The sequence below is a fragment of the Pandoraea commovens genome, from assembly GCF_902459615.1.
GTDB classification, from domain to species: Bacteria; Pseudomonadota; Gammaproteobacteria; order Burkholderiales; family Burkholderiaceae; genus Pandoraea; species Pandoraea commovens.
Window position 1 is genome coordinate 142,912 of record NZ_CABPSA010000003.1, and the last position, 17,938, is coordinate 160,849.

General features: G+C 62.8%; 17 protein-coding genes and 1 pseudogene. 11 read left to right on the forward strand and 7 right to left on the reverse strand.

All coding sequences use genetic code 11. The annotated features are described in order from the left end of the window. Window positions 1–29: 29 nt before the first annotated feature. The gene (locus PCO31010_RS10975) at window positions 30–1,394 is read right to left on the reverse strand and encodes an MdtA/MuxA family multidrug efflux RND transporter periplasmic adaptor subunit (protein ID WP_246184552.1); all 1,365 of its coding nucleotides are present in this window, start codon (window positions 1,392–1,394) and stop codon (window positions 30–32) included. Window positions 1,395–2,022: 628 nt separating this feature from the next. Between PCO31010_RS10975 and PCO31010_RS10980 the strand changes: the two genes are divergently transcribed. Together PCO31010_RS10980 and PCO31010_RS10985 are read left to right on the forward strand one after the other, a co-directional pair. Next, entirely contained in the window at window positions 2,023–2,742 is a 720-nt protein-coding gene (locus tag PCO31010_RS10980) for a response regulator (RefSeq protein ID WP_039400753.1), read from the forward strand. Next, window positions 2,739–4,016 carry an ATP-binding protein gene (locus PCO31010_RS10985; protein ID WP_150664314.1) on the forward strand — a complete coding sequence of 426 codons (1,278 nt, stop codon included), beginning with the start codon at window positions 2,739–2,741 and terminating at the stop codon, window positions 4,014–4,016. The genes PCO31010_RS10980 and PCO31010_RS10985 overlap by 4 nt, the downstream gene beginning before the upstream one ends. Before the next feature lie 274 nt (window positions 4,017–4,290). Here the strand turns inward: PCO31010_RS10985 and PCO31010_RS10990 are convergent, their stop codons facing one another. Continuing rightward, a complete protein-coding gene (locus PCO31010_RS10990) occupies window positions 4,291–4,584 on the reverse strand; it encodes an H-NS histone family protein (RefSeq protein WP_039400758.1) in 294 nt (97 codons plus the stop codon). Between the two features lie 823 nt (window positions 4,585–5,407). On the opposite strand from PCO31010_RS10990, the gene PCO31010_RS10995 reads away from it, so the two are divergent. Continuing rightward, entirely contained in the window at window positions 5,408–6,046 is a 639-nt protein-coding gene (locus PCO31010_RS10995) for a GNAT family N-acetyltransferase (protein ID WP_150664315.1), read from the forward strand. Between the two features lie 56 nt (window positions 6,047–6,102). Next, window positions 6,103–7,485: an MFS transporter gene (locus PCO31010_RS11000; RefSeq protein ID WP_150664316.1), complete on the forward strand. Its 1,383-nt coding sequence runs from the start codon at window positions 6,103–6,105 to the stop codon at window positions 7,483–7,485. 12 nt (window positions 7,486–7,497) lie between these two features. Here the strand turns inward: PCO31010_RS11000 and PCO31010_RS11005 are convergent, their stop codons facing one another. From PCO31010_RS11005 to PCO31010_RS11015, 3 genes are read right to left on the reverse strand one after another with little or no spacing between them, the layout of a single operon-like run. Continuing rightward, a complete protein-coding gene (locus PCO31010_RS11005; RefSeq protein WP_150664317.1) occupies window positions 7,498–7,947 on the reverse strand; it encodes a DUF6691 family protein in 450 nt (149 codons plus the stop codon). Beyond that, window positions 7,944–8,390, reverse strand: a complete 447-nt coding sequence (locus tag PCO31010_RS11010) for a YeeE/YedE family protein (RefSeq protein ID WP_150664318.1) — start codon at window positions 8,388–8,390, stop codon at window positions 7,944–7,946. The genes PCO31010_RS11005 and PCO31010_RS11010 overlap by 4 nt, the downstream gene beginning before the upstream one ends. A 22-nt stretch (window positions 8,391–8,412) precedes the next feature. Beyond that, window positions 8,413–8,784 carry an ArsR/SmtB family transcription factor gene (locus tag PCO31010_RS11015; RefSeq protein WP_150664319.1) on the reverse strand — a complete coding sequence of 124 codons (372 nt, stop codon included), beginning with the start codon at window positions 8,782–8,784 and terminating at the stop codon, window positions 8,413–8,415. Between the two features lie 131 nt (window positions 8,785–8,915). On the opposite strand from PCO31010_RS11015, the gene PCO31010_RS11020 reads away from it, so the two are divergent. Further along, entirely contained in the window at window positions 8,916–9,785 is an 870-nt protein-coding gene (locus tag PCO31010_RS11020; protein ID WP_150664320.1) for an MBL fold metallo-hydrolase, read from the forward strand. Here PCO31010_RS11020 and PCO31010_RS11025 read toward each other — a convergent pair. Further along, on the reverse strand, window positions 9,772–10,695 hold the full coding sequence (locus PCO31010_RS11025) for a LysR family transcriptional regulator (protein WP_150664321.1): 924 nt from the start codon (window positions 10,693–10,695) through the stop codon (window positions 9,772–9,774). The genes PCO31010_RS11020 and PCO31010_RS11025 overlap by 14 nt on opposite strands. Before the next feature lie 122 nt (window positions 10,696–10,817). Here PCO31010_RS11025 and PCO31010_RS11030 point away from each other — a divergent pair, with 122 nt between their 5' ends. From PCO31010_RS11030 to PCO31010_RS11050, 5 genes and pseudogenes are all read left to right on the forward strand, one after another. Then, on the forward strand, window positions 10,818–11,219 hold the full coding sequence (locus PCO31010_RS11030; protein WP_150576296.1) for a tautomerase family protein: 402 nt from the start codon (window positions 10,818–10,820) through the stop codon (window positions 11,217–11,219). 177 nt (window positions 11,220–11,396) lie between these two features. After that, window positions 11,397–11,792, forward strand: a complete 396-nt coding sequence (locus PCO31010_RS11035) for a YXWGXW repeat-containing protein (protein WP_150664322.1) — start codon at window positions 11,397–11,399, stop codon at window positions 11,790–11,792. A gap of 162 nt (window positions 11,793–11,954) precedes the next feature. Continuing rightward, window positions 11,955–12,800, forward strand: coding sequence for an ABC transporter substrate-binding protein (locus PCO31010_RS11040; RefSeq protein WP_150664323.1), 846 nt, complete (start codon window positions 11,955–11,957; stop codon window positions 12,798–12,800). Continuing rightward, window positions 12,797–13,519: an amino acid ABC transporter permease gene (locus PCO31010_RS11045; RefSeq protein WP_150664324.1), complete on the forward strand. Its 723-nt coding sequence runs from the start codon at window positions 12,797–12,799 to the stop codon at window positions 13,517–13,519. Before PCO31010_RS11040 ends, PCO31010_RS11045 begins: the two co-directional genes overlap by 4 nt. A 58-nt stretch (window positions 13,520–13,577) precedes the next feature. After that, window positions 13,578–14,214: pseudogene (locus tag PCO31010_RS11050) on the forward strand (amino acid ABC transporter permease); the annotation flags it as partial. A 222-nt stretch (window positions 14,215–14,436) separates the two neighbouring features. Here the strand turns inward: PCO31010_RS11050 and PCO31010_RS11055 are convergent. Beyond that, window positions 14,437–16,725, reverse strand: a complete 2,289-nt coding sequence (locus PCO31010_RS11055; RefSeq protein ID WP_150664326.1) for an NADP-dependent malic enzyme — start codon at window positions 16,723–16,725, stop codon at window positions 14,437–14,439. Between the two features lie 216 nt (window positions 16,726–16,941). On the opposite strand from PCO31010_RS11055, the gene PCO31010_RS11060 reads away from it, so the two are divergent. Further along, a complete protein-coding gene (locus tag PCO31010_RS11060; protein ID WP_150664578.1) occupies window positions 16,942–17,904 on the forward strand; it encodes a LysR family transcriptional regulator in 963 nt (320 codons plus the stop codon). The last annotated feature ends 34 nt before the right edge of the window (window positions 17,905–17,938 follow it).

The window sequence follows — 17,938 nt, forward strand, 5'->3', positions numbered from 1 at the left end:
CGTTAATCTAGCTCACTGCGGGGTGTGACTCACTGCGCCTGACGGCGATGCGCACCGCCGTTACCGTTACGCTTCTCGCCCGGGGCACGCGGCGCAACCGCTGCGGCTCGGCTCTCTGCCGTGATCACTTCGACCTTCGCGCCATCGCGCAGTTTGTCCATGCCGTCGATCACGAGCTTCTCGCCCGGCTCGATCCCGGACTCCACCGCCATGTTCGTGCCGTCGGTCGGTCCGAGCTTCACCGTCTTGAGCTTGACCGTCTGATCCGGCTGAACGGTGTAGACAAAGCTGCCCTGCGTGCCGCGCTGCACTGCCGCGCTCGGAATGAGCGTCACACCCTTGAGCGTGTCCACCAGCATCTTCACGTTGACGAACTGATTTGGGAACAGCATGCCGTCGGCGTTGGCGAACTCGGCCTTGAGCTTGACCGTGCCCGTCGTCGTATCGATCTGGTTGTCGATGGAGGCGAGCTTGCCGTCGGCCAGCTTGGTCTTGCCTGCCCGGTCGAACGCCTCGACGGGCAGCGTCTCGCCGCCGCGCGAGCGCTTGACGACCTTCGGCAGGTTGTCTTCGGGAATGGTGTAGACCACGGTGATCGGCGTGACTTCGTTGATGATGACGATCCCGTTGGTATCCGAAGCGTGGATGATGTTGCCCGGATCGACCTGACGCAGACCCGCGAGGCCGGAGACCGGTGCCGTGACGCTCGCATAGGTCAGTTGCAGGCGAGCATTGTCGAGCTGGCCCTGATCGGACTTGACCGTCCCTTCGTACTGCTTGACGAGCGCGCGCTGCGTGTCGACCGTCTGCGTGGCAATCGAATCTTGCTTGAGCAGCGTTTCGTATCGTACGAGGTCAAGCTGCGCATTCTTGAGCAGCGCCTGATCGCGCGCCAGTTGGCCTTCCATCTGGGTGACCTGCACCTGGAACGGACGCGGATCGATCTCGGCGAGCAACTGCCCCGCCTTGACGAGATCGCCTTCCTTGAAGTGGACCTTCATGAGCTGGCCGTCCACGCGCGAGTGCACAGTGACGCTGCGTGTCGGCGTGACGGTGCCCAGCCCGTTGAGGAACACCGGCAGATCGCCGGTCTTCGCCGCGACTGCCGTGACTGGTGTAGCCGGTGCACCCGCGCCTGCCATGCCTGCTGGCGGACCGCCCCGGCGGCCACCGGCCTGTGCCGGTCCCTGCGCGTTCTGCGAGTGCAGACGGTAGTAAACACCCCCGGCGATAAGCACGACGATCATTCCGAGAATGCCCGGCACAAGCCAGCGACGCTTGCGCGACGGCTCGGTGGATGTCGGCGAAACCGGGGGTGTCGGCGGCACCTGCGGGGCAGGCGAACGCTCAGAACCGTTCGGTTTTTCGGAACCGTGGGGACCGTGCTCGGTCATGACTTCCTCGTAACAGCGGAGTAGTTGGCGGATTCGTCCAATGCGGACGACGTTCTTTTCTTTGGTTTGCTGCGGCGCGGCAAACTGCCCGGGAAGCCCCGAAACAGCGGCATGCACCTCATTGGCTGACCAGCATAGCAGACGGTTGTAACAGCTCGATGGGATGGCTTGTTACAAGAGTTTCCTCTGTGCCGTTGATCGGAATTGTCCGACGCTGCTAGATGACCGGCCGGACGAACGATGGTTCGCGCCTGCCCCCCCGATCGTGTCCACCGATGCCTTGCATCGCCTTGCCGTGCATCGCTGTGCAGTGCCTTGGCGCAGCGTCCCGTGAGGTGAGACGTGCGATTGGGTGTGCGATTTACTGCCAGACCGACCGCCCGTTAAGGACGACGCGCGACGAAACACTGGCAAAACCGATTCCGTCAGGGCTAATCAGGCAGTCTGATTAAGAGACCGAAGCTTACTCGACGCCGATGAAATTCGTGCGCGTTTCCTGCGTTATCGCGGCTCGCACTATTATTACGCATCGTTACAGGCGACCAAGACTGTAATTTCCGGAAACAAAACACGTACAAAGCCGCGCAGCGAGGCCACTATCATGACGACACAACCTGTCCGAGCGAATATGAAGATTCTTGTTGTCGACGACGATCCCGATCTGCGTGACCTGCTGCGCGAGTATTTGAGCCGCCACGGCTTCTCCGTTGCAGTCATGCACGACGGCGAAGGGCTGGCCGCACGCCTTGAGCGCGAGCGCCCCGCCCTGATCGTGCTCGACCTGATGATGCCCAAGGTGGACGGCCTGACCGCACTGCGCGACCTGCGCGCGCGCAACGACGACGTGCCGGTGATTCTGCTCACCGCACGCAGCGACGAGATCGACCGTATCGTCGGGCTGGAAATTGGGGCCGACGACTATTTGGGCAAGCCCTTCAGCCCGCGCGAACTGCTCGCGCGCATCAACGCGGTGTTGCGCCGTCGCAAGACGCCCGACGCCGCCGTGCCGGAGCAGCGCGAGAATTACGCGTTCGGCCCGTTCATGCTCGACTTCCGCAGCCGCACGCTGACCCGCGACTCGCAGCTGCTCACGCTCTCGGATGGCGAATACGGCCTGCTGCGGCTGCTGGTGAACCACGCGATGCAGGTCTTGTCGCGCGAACGCATTATCGAATTGCTTTACGGTGCCGACAGCGACGTGAACGATCGCGGCATCGACGTGCAGATCTGGCGCCTGCGCCGTCTGCTCGATGAGGACGCGCAAAGCCCACGCTTTATTCAAACCGTGCGCGGGCGCGGCTATATCTTTGTTCCCGACGGCCAACGCGCCGACATGGCCACCGCATGAAAGGTCGTTTTGACACGCTGTTCGGCCGACTCGCGGTGCTAATCATCGCGGCGCTGGTCATCAGTCACTTCTCGTATCTCACGATCCTTCGCAGCGATCACGACGAGACGCGCGTGCAGAACGCCGCCGAACAGATGGCGTTCATCATCAAGGCGGCGTCCGAAGTCCACGAAGGTAAATCGACGCTCACGCTCCCTGATCTCGTTCAGGTCGTGCCCGTCTCGTTCGCGCATGGCGATGTTTTCGAACCGGCCAGCAAGAGCGCGCGCCTGACGACCGAACTCGCCCGCCGTCTGCCCGCGGGCACGCAATTGCGCGTGGAGCGCACGCCGCCGCCACGGATCTGGGCGCGTCTGCCGGGTCGTGACTACTGGATCGCGACCCCCGTATTGTCCGTACGAAATCCGCCGGGGACGGCGACGATTCTGCCGGGTCTGGCCGCCGTGCTGGGGATTACCGTCATCTTCGCGTTGTTCGCCGCATGGCAATTGCAGCGTCCGGTGCGGGACATGGCGGCCGCCGCCGAACAACTGGCGACCCATCGTGTTCGAACGCAGGTCAAAGAGCGCGGCCCGCTGGAGCTGCGGCAATTGACGGAGCGTTTTAATCGCATGAGTCAGGACATCGTGCAGACGGATCGTGAGCGCAATACGATGCTCGCCGGTATTGCGCACGATCTGAAAACGCCGCTCGCGCGGTTGCGTCTGCGCGCCGAGATGCTCGACGACGTACAAATGAGTGAAGGCATCACCCGCGACGCTGAATCGATGACACGCATCGTCGACCAGTTCCTGCTGTTCGCGCGTGGCGTGGAACTAGACAGCGCCGCCTCGCCCGTCGAAGCCCGTATCCCGTCGCTGATCGCGCCGTTCCTCGATCAGGGATACACCATCGACCTGGACTTGCAGGCAGGACCCGGCTTCAAGCTGCGCCAGACGTATCTGGAGCGCATCGTGAACAACCTGCTCGATAACGCCGTGACGTACGGCCGCGCGCCGCTGACGATCCGCACGTCACAGGACGCAAGCGGCTGGCGTCTCGTGATCGAGGACAGCGGCCCGGGCATTCCCAACGAAGACATCAATCGCATCGTGCGCCCGTTCGTGCGCCTTGATCCGGCGCGCGGCGGCAATGCCCATTGCGGTCTCGGCCTCGCCATCGTCGATAAGCTCACGCAGCAACTCGGCGGACGCGTCTCCTTCGCCAACCGCGCCTCGGGCGGTCTGCAAGTCACGTTGATGTTCCCGCCTGACGATCCCAGCGCCGAGGGATAAGACGAACACGCCCACGCCCGCACCGATTCCCAGCCAATGAAAAAACCCGCCGTCGATTAACGAACGGCGGGTTTTGACTTTTACGGCACTGCATCACATCAAGCCACAGCCAGGCGATCCGGGTTGGGGGGCAATGCGACTACTGGGCTGCGCTTTACTGCTCACAGGGACACGATGGAGATGGCAAAGACTGTGCGAGTGAGGCACAGCGACATTGACTCCCCAACCTCCCTGGCATGTGACCGGCAATGCCAGTCCGGCTAACGCCGGCGAATTACTTCGCAATCAGGAATTTCTCGCGGCTCTTGCCAATCCACTTCGGCGCGCGACCACGGCCCGACCAAACTTCGCCGGTCTCGGGGTTGCGGTACTTCGGAGCGATGGGCGCACGGGCCGGGCGGCGGCGGCCGTCCGTCGTAGCGAGACCGAGATCCTTCGCGGTGAGCTCGTATTCCTCGATCTTCTGTTTGACTGCGGCAATGACCTGAGCCACTTCACGGGCGCGGGCCTCTTCGATCTGCTTTTCGATTTTGTCGCGTTGCGCGACGAGTTCCTTATAGCTTGCCATCTGGCGTGTCCTTACCTTGTTAAAAATGGATCGCCACTTAAAATAGCACGAGTTTTAATAATTTGAAAACCGCATTTCCATCAAATGAGTCTGTGGAGGCAGAAATTGCATTGAATTGTCCGAGGGACACTTCAGAAAATGCACAGAATCGGGGCATATATCCGTGATTACCGTCACAGTCCTTCACCCATAACCCCTCCGAAAACAAGTTGGGGTCACCGTCAATTTCCTTGCAATATGCGATGAATCCACTGGCCGGTGATGAGGACTCCACACGGCACTATTGGTTCACGCTTCATGCTGCAAGGGTTAGAAAGCTTTCCCCCGTCTATCCCTTCGAGTCGCCCGACGGATCGCGTTTTCACATAAATCGACGCATCAAAATATACGATCACAAATATTTAACTGCAATCCGATCATTCTGTTATCCGAAGCACCGTAATCATTCGGACAATTCTCAACCGACTGCCGCAATTTACGGATAAGTGGAGTTGAGGATTTAGCAAAATACGTCGACCTATCGACCGCATTTCAGGCGAAGAGCGTCCACAAGTCGGCATAGGGATAAATTGCGACGTGAGGCAAACTGTCATTTTTTGTTGACGTATACGTCAAACCCATACGGGAATCTGATTTCACGGATCCTGGAAGTTTTCGTAAGATAAGCTAATACGCCAACATCCCGATGCCCGCCAAAGCCAGCGCTGTCGGGCCATCCGGATGGAATGCCATAACCCCGACAGTCAAATTAAGCTTTTGCTGATTAACCGAAATCGCCAATTCCCGAATTGAATTGGCGTCGCTCTCCTACGGATTGGGACGCATGAAGGAACGCATGACGACATCGACGACGGCAACGGATTCACACTCGCCTTTCGACACCGAGGCACCCTCGATCACGACCGACCGCACGATCCTGCGACAGTGGCGCACCAGCGACCTGCCGCTATTCGCCGCGCTCAACGCCGATCGAGAAGTCATGCGCCACTTTCCAACGACGCTCGATCGAGCACAGAGCGACGCCGTCGCGCTCCGTCTGGCCCAGCATCTGGACACCCACGGCTACGGCCCGTGGGCGCTGGAGATCCCTGGCGTCACGCCGTTCGCGGGATTCGTCGGGCTGATGCGCGTCGGGTTCGACGCGCCCTTCATTCCGGCCGTCGAAATCGGGTGGCGGCTCGCGCGCGCCTGGTGGTCGGAGGGATATGCGACGGAAGCGGCCAACGCCGCTGCCCGTTACGCCTTCGAGACGCTTGGCATGGACGATCTCGTTTCCTTCACGGTGCCTGCCAACGTTCGCTCACGCGCCGTAATGCAACGCATCGGCATGCGCCACTGTCCCGACGAAGACTTTCTGCACCCGCTGATTCCGCCTGGCCACCGGCTGCGCCGTCATGTGCTTTACCGGCTGGACGCCGCCGATTGGCGGCACACAAGGGATGAACGTCGCTTGCGAGATTGAAGCGGACGCTTAAATCGTGGGAGAATCCGAGTCTTTGCGCCAGCCGTTCCCCCATCGTGTCGCGCGCCGTCATCATCCCGCTCATCATCGCCTGCGCTTTGTTCATGGAGAACATCGACGCCACGGTGATCACTACCTCGCTGCCAGCCATGGCACGCGACCTCCATCAGGATCCGATTTCACTGAAGATGGCGCTCACCGCATACGTGGTCGGGCTGGGCATCTTCATTCCGATCTGCGGATGGGTCTCCGACCGCTTCGGCGCGCGCAATGTGTTCCGCACTGCCATCGGCATCTTCATGGTCGGCTCTATTCTCTGCGCGGTGTCGTTTTCGCTGCCGACGTTCGTCTTTGCCCGCTTCCTGCAAGGCGTGGGCGGCGCGATGATGGTGCCGGTCGGCCGGCTCGTGATCTTCCGGGCGGTGCCCAAGCACGATCTGGTGAAAGCCATTGGGTATCTGACCATGCCCGCCCTGCTCGGCCCGGTCATCGGCCCGCCGCTCGGAGGCGCTATCACCGCCTATCTGCACTGGCGCTGGATCTTCTTCGTCAATATTCCCGTGAGTCTGCTCGGCATCTATCTCGCGGGGAAGTACATCGATAACGAGCGCGGCGGCGATGCAGGTCCGCTGGACGCGATCGGCTTTATTCTCTCGGCGCTCGGCAGCGGTCTGCTGATGCTGGGGTTGGCAATGATCGGCGAGCATCAGGTCAGCGACACGCTCGTGATCACTATGTGCGTGCTCGGCGGCGTATTCGTCTACGCCTACTGGCGACACGCTAATCGTGTCGAAGCGCCGCTGCTGGACTTTCGTCTCATGCGCATCCCCACGTTCCATGCGAGCGTGGTCGGCGGTTCGCTCTTTCGCATTGGCCTGGGTGCGGTGCCATTCCTGTTGCCGCTGGCGTTGCAGGAAGGTCTGCACATGGACCCGTTCGAGTCCGGCATGATCACCTGCGCCTCGGCGTTCGGCGCGATCTTCATGAAAGCGATTGCCCAGCGGGTGCTGGCGCGATTCGGCTTCCGCCAGGTGCTTATCGTGAACGCCGGGCTAGCCGGGCTGGCGCTCGCCTCATACGGCCTCTTCACACACAATACGCCGGTCAGCGTCATGCTAGGCGTCGTGGCGTTCGGTGGCTTCTTCCCCTCATTGCAATTCACCTGCCTGAACTCCATCGTCTACGCCGACATCGCGAGCGAGGATGCGAGTCGCGCCACCAGTCTCGCCAGCGTCGTTCAGCAACTGTCGCTGGGGCTTGGGGTGACGATTTCGGGGATGGTGCTTCAGGCGAGCAGCCGACTGGCTGGCCACACCGAACTGGTCGCCAGCGACTTCCTCCCGGCCTTCCTCGTGATCGGCCTGTTCTCCTGGCTATCCATTCCCATCACGCGGCAACTGCCTGCGGACGCCGGTACGGAACTCGCACGCAAGCACTGACCCCGGGGGACGTTACTTCGCGGCTTTCCCGCTGGCAGAGGAGGCCGAATGGCCTGAGGTGACGACGGCATGCACCGCCATGCCGACGACCATCGCGACGACGAACACCAGCGCTTTGCCCGATCCCGCGCCAAGCAGCACGAGCGCGGGACCGGGGCAAATCCCGGCGATCCCCCAGCCGACGCCGAACAGCAACGCGCCGCCCACCAGCCGCTTGTCGAGCCCCTTCAAGGTAGGCCAGACACGAGGCTCGCCGGTCCACGCCAGCGCCTGCGACTGTGCAAGCCGAAACCCCACGAGTCCCACCGCGACCGCACCGCCCATCACGAAGGCGAGCGACGGGTCCCACTTGCCTGCGATGTCCAGAAACCCGAGCACCTTTGCGGGATTTGCCATGCCCGCGAGGATCAGTCCCACCCCGAACACCAGACCGCCGATAAGGGCGAAGAGAATCTTCTTCATGCGGCACCTCCGACGTGAAGCACATGACGTACGACGTAGACTGTCAGGAATCCCGTCGCCATAAAGCACAGCGTTGCGACGAGCGAGCGCCACGACAGACGCGACAGCCCGCACACACCGTGTCCGCTGGTACAGCCCGAGCCGAGCCGGGTGCCAAAGCCGACCAGCAGGCCCGCAGCGACGAGCATCGCCGTGCTCGCCTCCACCTGCACGTCGGGCACGATCGCCACGGCGCGGTACACCCACGGCGCAGCCATCAGGCCAACGATGAATGCGACGCGCCAGGCCACGTCGCCCGCACGAGGCCGCAACAACCCGCCCGCAATGCCGGAGATGCCTGCAATCCGTCCGGCAGACAACATCAGCCAGACGGCCGCAATGCCGATCAGCACGCCACCGGCGAGCGATGCCCACGGCGTGAAGTGAAAGGAGTCGAGTGTCATGAGGTGAGGCTCCGTCGTGGTATCAGGATTTCGGACAGAACTGATCGTAGAGGCACGCCAGCACTGCGAGCACCGCGCCGTCGGCCACGGCGTAGTAGATGCGCTTGCCGTCGCGCCGCGTCGTCACCAACGCTTCGCTGCGCAAGACGGCGAGTTGCTGAGAGAGCGTCGGCTGCCGGATATCGAGCTGCGCTTCAAGCTCGCCCACCGATAGCTCGCCCTGTGTGAGCTGACACAGGATAAGCAGACGGTCCTCGTTGGCGAGGGCGCGTAGCAGCGCCGTCGCGTCATGCGCCGCGGCACGCAAGCGCGCGAGGTCGAGCGAAGCAGCCGGGACAACAGCCGCAGGAGGGTCGACAGGCGCAACAGGGGATAGCGCAGTGACTCGTGGCATGGCAGGATCGATGCAAATCAGGAAACCGGACCGCGACGAGATGCCGCGCCCTTTCGCAAGATGTCACGCGTAGCGCGTACACTTTACTGATTTATAATATATGAATTGATAAATTTTTGCAGGAGCCGGTCATGTCAGCCACGCCAGCACACATCGAAGCCTTTTTCGACACGACCACCGCTACGGTGACTTATGTCGTGTTCGATGCACCCGGCGGTCGCGCGGCGATCATCGACCCTGTGCTCGATTACGATCCCAAGGCGGGCCGCACGCACACCGGTTCGGCCGAGCGCGTACTCGAATTCGTCGCCGCGCAGAAGCTCACCGTCGACTGGATTCTCGAGACGCATGCGCACGCCGACCATCTGTCGTCGGCCCGCTGGCTCAAGGAACGCGTGGGCGGGCGCATTGCCATCGGGGCGCACATCCGCGACGTGCAACACGTCTTCAAGAAGCTCTTCCATCTGGGCGCGGACGTGCCGCCCGACGGCTCGCAATTCGACCATCTTTTCGAGGATGGAGAGACGTTTGCCATCGGCACATTGCAGGCCGAGGCGATGTTCGTACCGGGCCACACACCGGCGGACATGGCGTACCGGGTGGGCGATGCCGTCTTCGTGGGCGACACTCTGTTCATGCCCGACGTGGGCACCGCGCGGTGCGATTTCCCCGGCGGAAATGCACACACGTTGTTCCGCTCGATCCGTCGCCTGCTGACCCTCCCCGAATCGACGCGTCTGTACATGTGTCACGACTATCCGCCCGCCGGGCGCACGGCGCATTGGCAGACGACTGTAGGCGAGCAGCGGCGCGCGAACATCCATGTGCATGACGGCATCGACGAAGACGCCTTCGTCGCCATGCGCGAAGCACGCGACCGCACGCTCGACATGCCGACGCTGATCCTGCCCGCCGTACAGGTGAACATCCGCGCAGGCGACATGCCTGCGCCGGAGGCGAACGGCACGCGTTATCTGAAGATTCCGCTCAACGCGTTGTAACCGACGTGGCCGACGTCAGCGACGTAGACGTCGTCAGATGTTCGGCCAGCGCGTCGCGGGCCTGCGTCACCCACTCGGGCTCGCCACGCCGCGCCGGAAGCAGATGAAACTCGGCTTCGGGCAGCGGCGGCAAGCGCCGCCCCGGCATCAACTTGTCGACGCGGGCAAGCGACGGCCCCGCCGCCGACGTATTCAGACACGCCACCCCCAACCCCGCACTCAACGCCAGTTGCAAGCCCGCGACGCCTGACGCCACATGCGCGATCGTGTACGGGACCTGCTGCTCGTCGAGCCATTGCGTCGTGAAACGATGCAGCGCGCACGTGTCGGGCAGCACCAGCAGCGGTAGCGGCGCATCCGCGTCCAGCACGAAATCCGAAGACGCCACCCAATCGAGCGACTCGCGCCCGAGCGGACGGGTGCCCGCGACGGCATCGCGCCCCAACGACTTGCCAAGAATGCGCATCGACAAGCCGATGTCGAAGTCACCCGTGTCGTAACCGCTTTCGATCACGCCGCTTTTCAGAATCGTCACGTGGATGCGTAACGACGGATACGCGACACCGAGATGCCGGAGCATGCGCGCCACATCGCCGGGACGGAAGTAGTCGGTGATCGCCAGCCGCAACTCTCCCGAGAGCGAAAAGCCACGCACGTCGTGCCAGGCGCTTTCCGACTGCGCGAGCAGATGTCTCGCGTGCCCGAGCAACCGCTCGCCAGCGGGCGTCGTGGCCACGCCCTGCTTGCCACGCGTGAACAGCGTCACGCCGATACGCTCTTCGAGCTTACGCATCTGCTCGCTGACAGAGGACTGCGACAGAAACACGCGCGGTGCCGCTGCCGACAGACTGCCAGCCTCGGCGACCGCCACAAAAGTACGCAACTGGTCGAAATCGAATCCGGGGGCCATGATCCTACCCATTAAAGAAACCGATGGATGGAATCGTATATTCCCGCTTTTCCGATGTCAAACATCTCCCTAGACTGAAGTCGTTGTCACCGCACCGACTCTCACTCTCAAGGAGCTTCACCATGCCGCACATCGTCCTGCAACTCTCCGGCACGCCCGACGACACGCTCTCGCGCAATGCCGTTCGCATCGTCTCGCAACTGACTGTCGACACTTTGCACAAGGCACCGGAAGTCATCGCCGTGACCGTCGATTACATTCCGCACGAACGCTGGTTCATCGGCGGCGCGCCACTCTCGGAGCAAGGCAAGAACGCGTTCCATCTGGATATCAGCGTGACGGACGAAACGAATACGAAAGCCGAGAAGGCGCGGTTCATTTCGCAGGTGTTCGAATCGCTGTCCGGCCTGCTCGGTAACGTGCACGAGTGCTCGTACATCCATGTGATCGACGCGCGTGCCGCAGCGTATGGTTACGGCGGTCGCACGCAGGAGTACCGGCATCAGCGTGCGCCCTCACTGTAAGAGGAAATGTGCGCAAAGCCGACCGACGGTCAATCTCACCGAAGCTAATGTTCACGCGGCTTTTCGCGGGATGAAACGAAACAATTTCAACATTTTCTTACGACTATTAGCTTCGTAACCGACGCGCCCCCTCGTACGATGAAGGCGTACCAAAACTTCGCTTGCAAGGGGGCGAAAATGAAAAAACTGACTCTGACCATCGCGCTCGTTACTGCCACGCTCGGCGGCTTTGCCGTAGCACCGGCTCACGCTCAGGTGGGCGTGTCCATCAGCATCGGCGCACCGCCGCCGCCGCGTTATGAACCGGTCCCGCCGCCGCGCGCGGGTTACGTCTGGGCCCCGGGCTTCTGGGATTGGGACGGCCACCGTCACGACTGGCGCGCCGGTCACTGGGAACGTGCACGCCCGGGTTACGCCTACCGTGCACCGGCCTGGCATCAGGGCCCGCATGGTTGGGAACTGAACCGTGGCGGATGGGATCATGGTGGCCCCGGCGGCCCGAACCGTCATGACAATCGCGGCCACGGCGACCATGGCGATCACGACCACGATCATGACCGCTATCACGGGTAATCGTTACTGATTCAAAACGTGGCATCGAAACGCCGGCGCTTATCAGCGCCGGCGTTTTGCTAAGGAAAATCGGTTGGTTGGGCGCGAGTACGCGCACCGTTATCGTAGACATCCGCTCGCTGCTATCCGCCGCGACCTACGATAATCGGAGCCCAACAGGCCATGCAAAACAAGATTCGCCAGCCACGCACACGTCTAGCCGTTTCCTCCATCGCCGCAGCTCTGCTGAGCATCGCAGCCCTCGCACCGCTCGCCGCGCACGCCGACAAGCTCGACGACATCAAGAGGGCGGGCGTGCTGCGCGTCGCAACGTTCGACAGCAATCCGCCGTTCGGCTACGTCGACGCGAAGTCGCACAAGATCGTCGGTCTCGACGTCGATTACGCGAAGGCACTGGCCGACAAGCTCGGCGTGAAGCTCGAACTGCAACCGACGAACCCGGCCAACCGGATTCCGTTCCTCACGTCGAAGAAGGTCGATCTCGTACTGGCCAACTTCACGATCACGGACGAACGCGCCAAGCAGGTCGACTTCAGCATTCCCTATTTTTCCTCGGGCCAGCAGTTCCTCGCGAAGAAGGGCACGCTGTCGTCGCCTGATCAGTTGAGCGCGCTGCGCATCGGTGCCGACAAGGGCACGACGAACGAAATCACGCTTCGTGAGAAATTCCCGAAAGCGACCATCGTCGCGTTCGACGACACACCGTTCGCTTTCGCCGCGTTGCGTACGGGCACCGTGCAAGCCATTACGCAGGACGGGCCGAAGCTCGTCGGCCTGCTCGCCAATGTGCCGGACAAGCAGAACTACGAGATCCCTGCCTTCACGATTTCGAACGACTACATGGGCGTGGGCGTACCGAAGGGCGAGGCGCGGCTGACCGCGTTCGTGAACGACACGCTGCGCGATCTGGAAAAGGACGGCACCGCCGCCAACATCTACGACCGCTGGTTCGGTCCGAAGTCGGCCCAGCCGTTGCCGCGTCTGTTCAAGATCGGCGACAAGGCGTGACGGACTGGCTCGCTCCGAAGTATCTCGACTGGCTGTTCACGGGCTTCGGCGTCACCGTCGCACTGGCTGTCGCGGCCAGCGCGGCGGCGACGCTGCTCGGCTTCGGGCTGGCCGTGGCGCGCAACTCGCATAGCGCGTTGTTCGCCCGCCCCGCGACCGCGTACGTTGCGCTGATGCGCAACACGCCGCTGCTCGTCCAACTCTTCTTCTGGTACTTCGGCGTCGCAGCGCTGCTGCCTGCGAGTGCCGTGCAATGGCTCTCGCAGGCGCATGTCTGGCATGTCGTGCTGTTCGACATTCGCTGGCCGACGCTGGAAACGCTCGCGGGCTTCGTGGGCCTCACGCTTTACACCACGGCGTTCATCGGCGAAGAGATTCGCGCGGGTCTGCGCGGGGTGCCTGCCGGACAAACGCACGCGGCCGCCGCGCTCGGCCTGAGCCGCTTCGCGATCTTCCGTCATGTCGTGCTGCCGCAGGCGGTGCGCATTGCGATGCCGCCGTTGTTCGGGCAATACATGAACGTGGTGAAGAACTCTTCGCTGACGATGGCGATCGGCCTCGCGGAACTCTCGTATGCCTCGCGTCAGGTCGAGACGGAAACGTTCAAGACGTTTCAGGCGTTCGGCATTGCCACGCTGCTTTACGTCGGTGCGATTGCGCTGATCGAAGCCGTGAGCATGGTTACGACGCATCGTCACGCCACCGCCCCTTCACGCTGATTTCGCTGATTTCGCTGATCCCACCGCACCCGACGCCAGCGACCTCCCGGACGTCCTCATGAATTTCTCCGCCGTCTTCGACAACCTGCCCCACCTGCTTTGGGGCGACTTCCCCGACGGCCCGCTCTCCGGTGCCGCGCTCACGCTGGTACTCGCCACGGTGAGCGCCGTGGCGTCCGGTGTCCTGGGTCTGGCGGGCGGCATCGCCCTCGCAATGCTCGGCGGCCCGGCGCGCTGGGTGCTGACTTTCGTGATCGGCTTCTTTCGCGCCATTCCGGTGCTGATGCTGATCTTCTGGACGTACTTTCTGCTGCCGATCCTCTTCGGGGTCGACGTGCCCGGGCTCGCCACTGTGGCGTGCGCGCTCGCGCTGATCGGCGGCGCATATCTCTCGCACACGGTCTACGCGGGGATTCGTGGCGTGGGCACGGCGCAATGGCAGGCAGGCATGTCGCTCGGCCTCACGCGCGTGCAGACGTTGCACCACGTCGTGCTGCCGCAGGCGCTACGCATCATGACGCCGTCGTTCGTCAATCAGTGGATTTCGCTGGTGAAGGACACCTCACTCGCGTACATCGTCGGCGTGGCTGAGTTGTCGTTCGTCGCCACACAGGTGAACAGCCGGTTGATGGTCTACCCGGCGGAAGTGTTCGCGTTCGTCGCGCTGATCTACTTCGTGATGTGCACCGCACTCGAATGGCTTTGCACGACGCTGCTCGGCAAACCTCTGCAACCGCAAGCCAGCGATCCGGACGACGCAAAAGCAAAACCCCGGCGGGGCTGGCAGCGCATCGTATCGATACGGTTGCCGACCCCGCCGGGGCTTGCAAGAGTCACTCGACGGCTAAGCCGTCTGGCGCATCGCGACCGGCGGCGCGCCCCGGAACAACTGCCGGAGCATCGACGCCGGGTGGACTTCAGTCGCGATTGGCCTGGATGACGGTCAGGGCCGTCATGTTGATGATGCGTCGCACGGTCGAGCTGGACGTCAGCACGTTGACCGGTGCGCCCACGCCCAGCAGGAACGGGCCGACGGCGACGTTGCTGCCCGCGCCCGTCTTCAGCAGGTTGTAGGCGATGTTGCCGGAGTCGACGTTCGGGCACACCAGCAGGTTGGCAGCACCTTTGAGTTTCGACTGCGGCAGGATACGGCTGCGCAGACCTTCGTCGAGCGCGCAGTCGCCGTGCATTTCGCCGTCGATCTCCAGATCCGGCGCTTGCGCCGTCACCATCTCCAGCACACGGCGCATCTTCGTGCCCGACGCCGCACTACCCGAGCCGAAGTTCGAGCGTGAGAGCAGCGCGACCTTCGGGTTCAGGTTCAGACGCGTCATCTGCTTGGCAGCCGCCAACGTGAACTCGGTGATTTGCTCAGCCGTCGGATCGTCGTTCACGTGCGTGTCGACCAGTGCCACCGTGCGCTTGTCGAGCAGCAGGATGTTCATCGCGGCGTAGGTGTTCGCGCCCGGCTGCTTGCCGATGACTTCATCGACGAAGCGCAGGTGGTCGTGATAGGCCCCCACCGTGCCGCAGATCATGCCGTCGGCGTCGCCCAGACGCACCATCATCGCGCCGATCAGCGTGAGACGACGACGCATCTCGACACGCGCCATTTCCTTGGTGATGCCGTCGCGGCAACGCAGTTCCCAGTAGCTGGTCCAGTACTGGTGGAAGCGCTCGTCGTAGTACGGGTTGGTGACTTCGACGTCTTCACCCAGACGCAGACGCAGACCGAACTTTTCGATGCGAGCGAGCAGCACTTCCGGACGACCGACCAGAATCGGGCGTGCCAGCTTCTCGTCGACGATCACCTGCACGGCACGCAGCACGCGCTCTTCTTCGCCTTCGGCGAATACGATGCGCGACTTGCCGCCGTCACGCACGAGTTGCTTTGCGGCCGAGAAGATCGGCTTCATGAACGCGCCCGAGTGGTACACGAACTGCTGCAACTGGTCGGCGTAAGCGTCGAAGTCGGTGATCGGACGCGTGGCCACGCCGTCTTCCATTGCAGCGCGCGCCACGGCCGGGGCAATACGCACGATCAAACGCGAGTCGAAAGGCTTCGGAATCAGGTATTCCGGCCCGAACGACAGGTCGTAAGCGCCATAAGCATTGGCGACGGAGTCGTTCAGTTCTTCCTGCGCCAGACCGGCAATCGCGTGCACAGCGGCGATTTCCATGTTGCGCGTGATGGTGGTGGCGCCCACATCGAGCGCACCGCGGAAGATGTACGGGAAGCACAGCACGTTGTTGACCTGGTTCGGGAAGTCCGAACGACCGGTCGCGAGCACCACGTCTTCACGGGCGGCGCGAGCGTCTTCCGGGAAGATTTCCGGGGTCGGGTTGGCCAGCGCCAGAATCAGCGGACGTGCGGCCATGTTCTTGAGCATTTCCGGCTTGAGCACGCCACCGGCGGACAGGCCGAGGAACACATCGGCGCCGTCGATCACTTCCGCGAGCGTGCGCTTGTCGGTCTTCTGAGCGAAACGCGCCTTGTCCGGGTCCATGCCGACCGTGCGGCCTTCGAACACCACGCCGTCGATATCCGTCGCCCAGATATTCTCGAGCGGCAGTCCGAGGTCGATCATGAGGTCCAGGCAGGCGAGAGCCGCCGCACCTGCGCCCGACGTCACGACCTTCACTTCGCGGATGTCCTTACCCACGACCTTCAGGCCGTTGATGAACGCGGCGCTCACGGTGATGGCGGTGCCGTGCTGGTCGTCGTGGAAGACCGGGATCTTCATGCGCTCGCGCAGCTTGCGCTCGACGGTGAAGCACTCCGGTGCCTTGATGTCTTCGAGGTTGATGCCGCCGAAGGTGGCTTCGAGGCTGGCGATGATGTCGACCAGCTTGTCGGGGTCGCTCTCGGTCACTTCGATGTCGAACACATCGATGCCAGCGAATTTCTTGAAGAGGACGGCCTTGCCTTCCATGACCGGCTTGGAGGCGAGCGCGCCGATGTTGCCCAGACCGAGCACGGCGGAGCCGTTGGTGATCACGCCAACGAGGTTGCCACGGCCGGTGTACTTGAACGAAGCCGACGGGTCGGCCGCGATTTCCTGACACGGGATAGCGACGCCCGGGGTGTAGGCGAGCGCCAGATCGCGCTGGGTGACGAGCGGCTTGCTGGCCGTCACGGAGATCTTGCCCGGTGTCGGGAACTGGTGATACTCCAGGGCGGCCTGGTGATCGTTGCTGTTGCTCATGGCAATGTCGTCCTCGTAGGTTCTCTGAACTTGTGTCTCACTCTGTTTTGCGCGGCGAACCGTTCTGATGACGGCTGTCGACCTGAGCGCATAGAGGTGAGCCCATTCTAGGGAGCCGCCAGCGGGGGGCGATTCTGAATTACTATGGGGGCATCATATTTTCCATATAAGCCCCGAACATCGGGGGTTTCAGAGGATTCAGGACAGATGGTGGCGGTGCCTTTCGATACGGGGGAAGTAGTCCGGCGGCTGACGACCCGGCTCAAGATGCGTCATCTCGTGCTGTTGTTGCAGATTCAGCAGCACGGCTCGCTCACGCGCGTGGCCGAGCACATGGCGACGAGCCAGCCCGCCGTGACCAGCGCGCTGGCCGAGCTGGAAAGCATGCTGGGCGGCCCGCTCTTCGACCGCACCCCGCGCGGCATGACGCCGACACCGCTTGGCGACGTCGTGCTGGCCCGCGCACAGGCAATGGTCCACGATCTCGACCACCTGACCCGCGATATCGAAGCCGTCATGGCCGGGCATGCTGCCCGCCTTCAAGTCGGTGTGATCCCGTACATCTCCGGCAAGACCCTCTCCGCCGCCATCCAGCAGACGCTGGCCCAGATTCCCCAACGCCTGACCGTCACGCTGCATGAAGGCACGAGCGAGTCGCTGATGGCGCAATTGCGCGACCACACGCTAGACGTGGTGATCGCCCGCGCGGCAGCGAACGTCGACGTCACGCAAGTGCAGTTCGAAGTGCTGCACCATCAGGCCCCACGCGTGGTGGCAAGCCGTCGTCTGGCGGCCCGGCTGGGGCGCAGCGCCCCGGTGTGGGCGCAACTGGCAGAACTCGACTGGGTGATGGGCGCGCCGAATACGCCGATGCGCGACCAACTCTCCGACCTGTTCCTGCATGCCGGGGTGGTGCCGCCGGTGCCTGTGGTGGAGAGCTTTTCGTCCCGGTTGACGGGCGAACTGCTGGCCAGCAGCGAGCGCGCCGTGTCGCTGCTACCGGCCGATATCGCCGAGGAACTGGTTCGCATCGCGGGCGTAGCCATCGTGCCGTGGTCGCTCACGTGGACACTGCCGCCCGTGGCCATGTTCACCCGCCGCGAGAACCCGCGGGAGACGCACCGGCTCTTTACGCAGGCGCTGCGCACTCAGTATCAGTTGATGGCGGGGACGGCCTGAGCCGGTGCCGGAAAGGCATTGAAAGTCCCTTTGC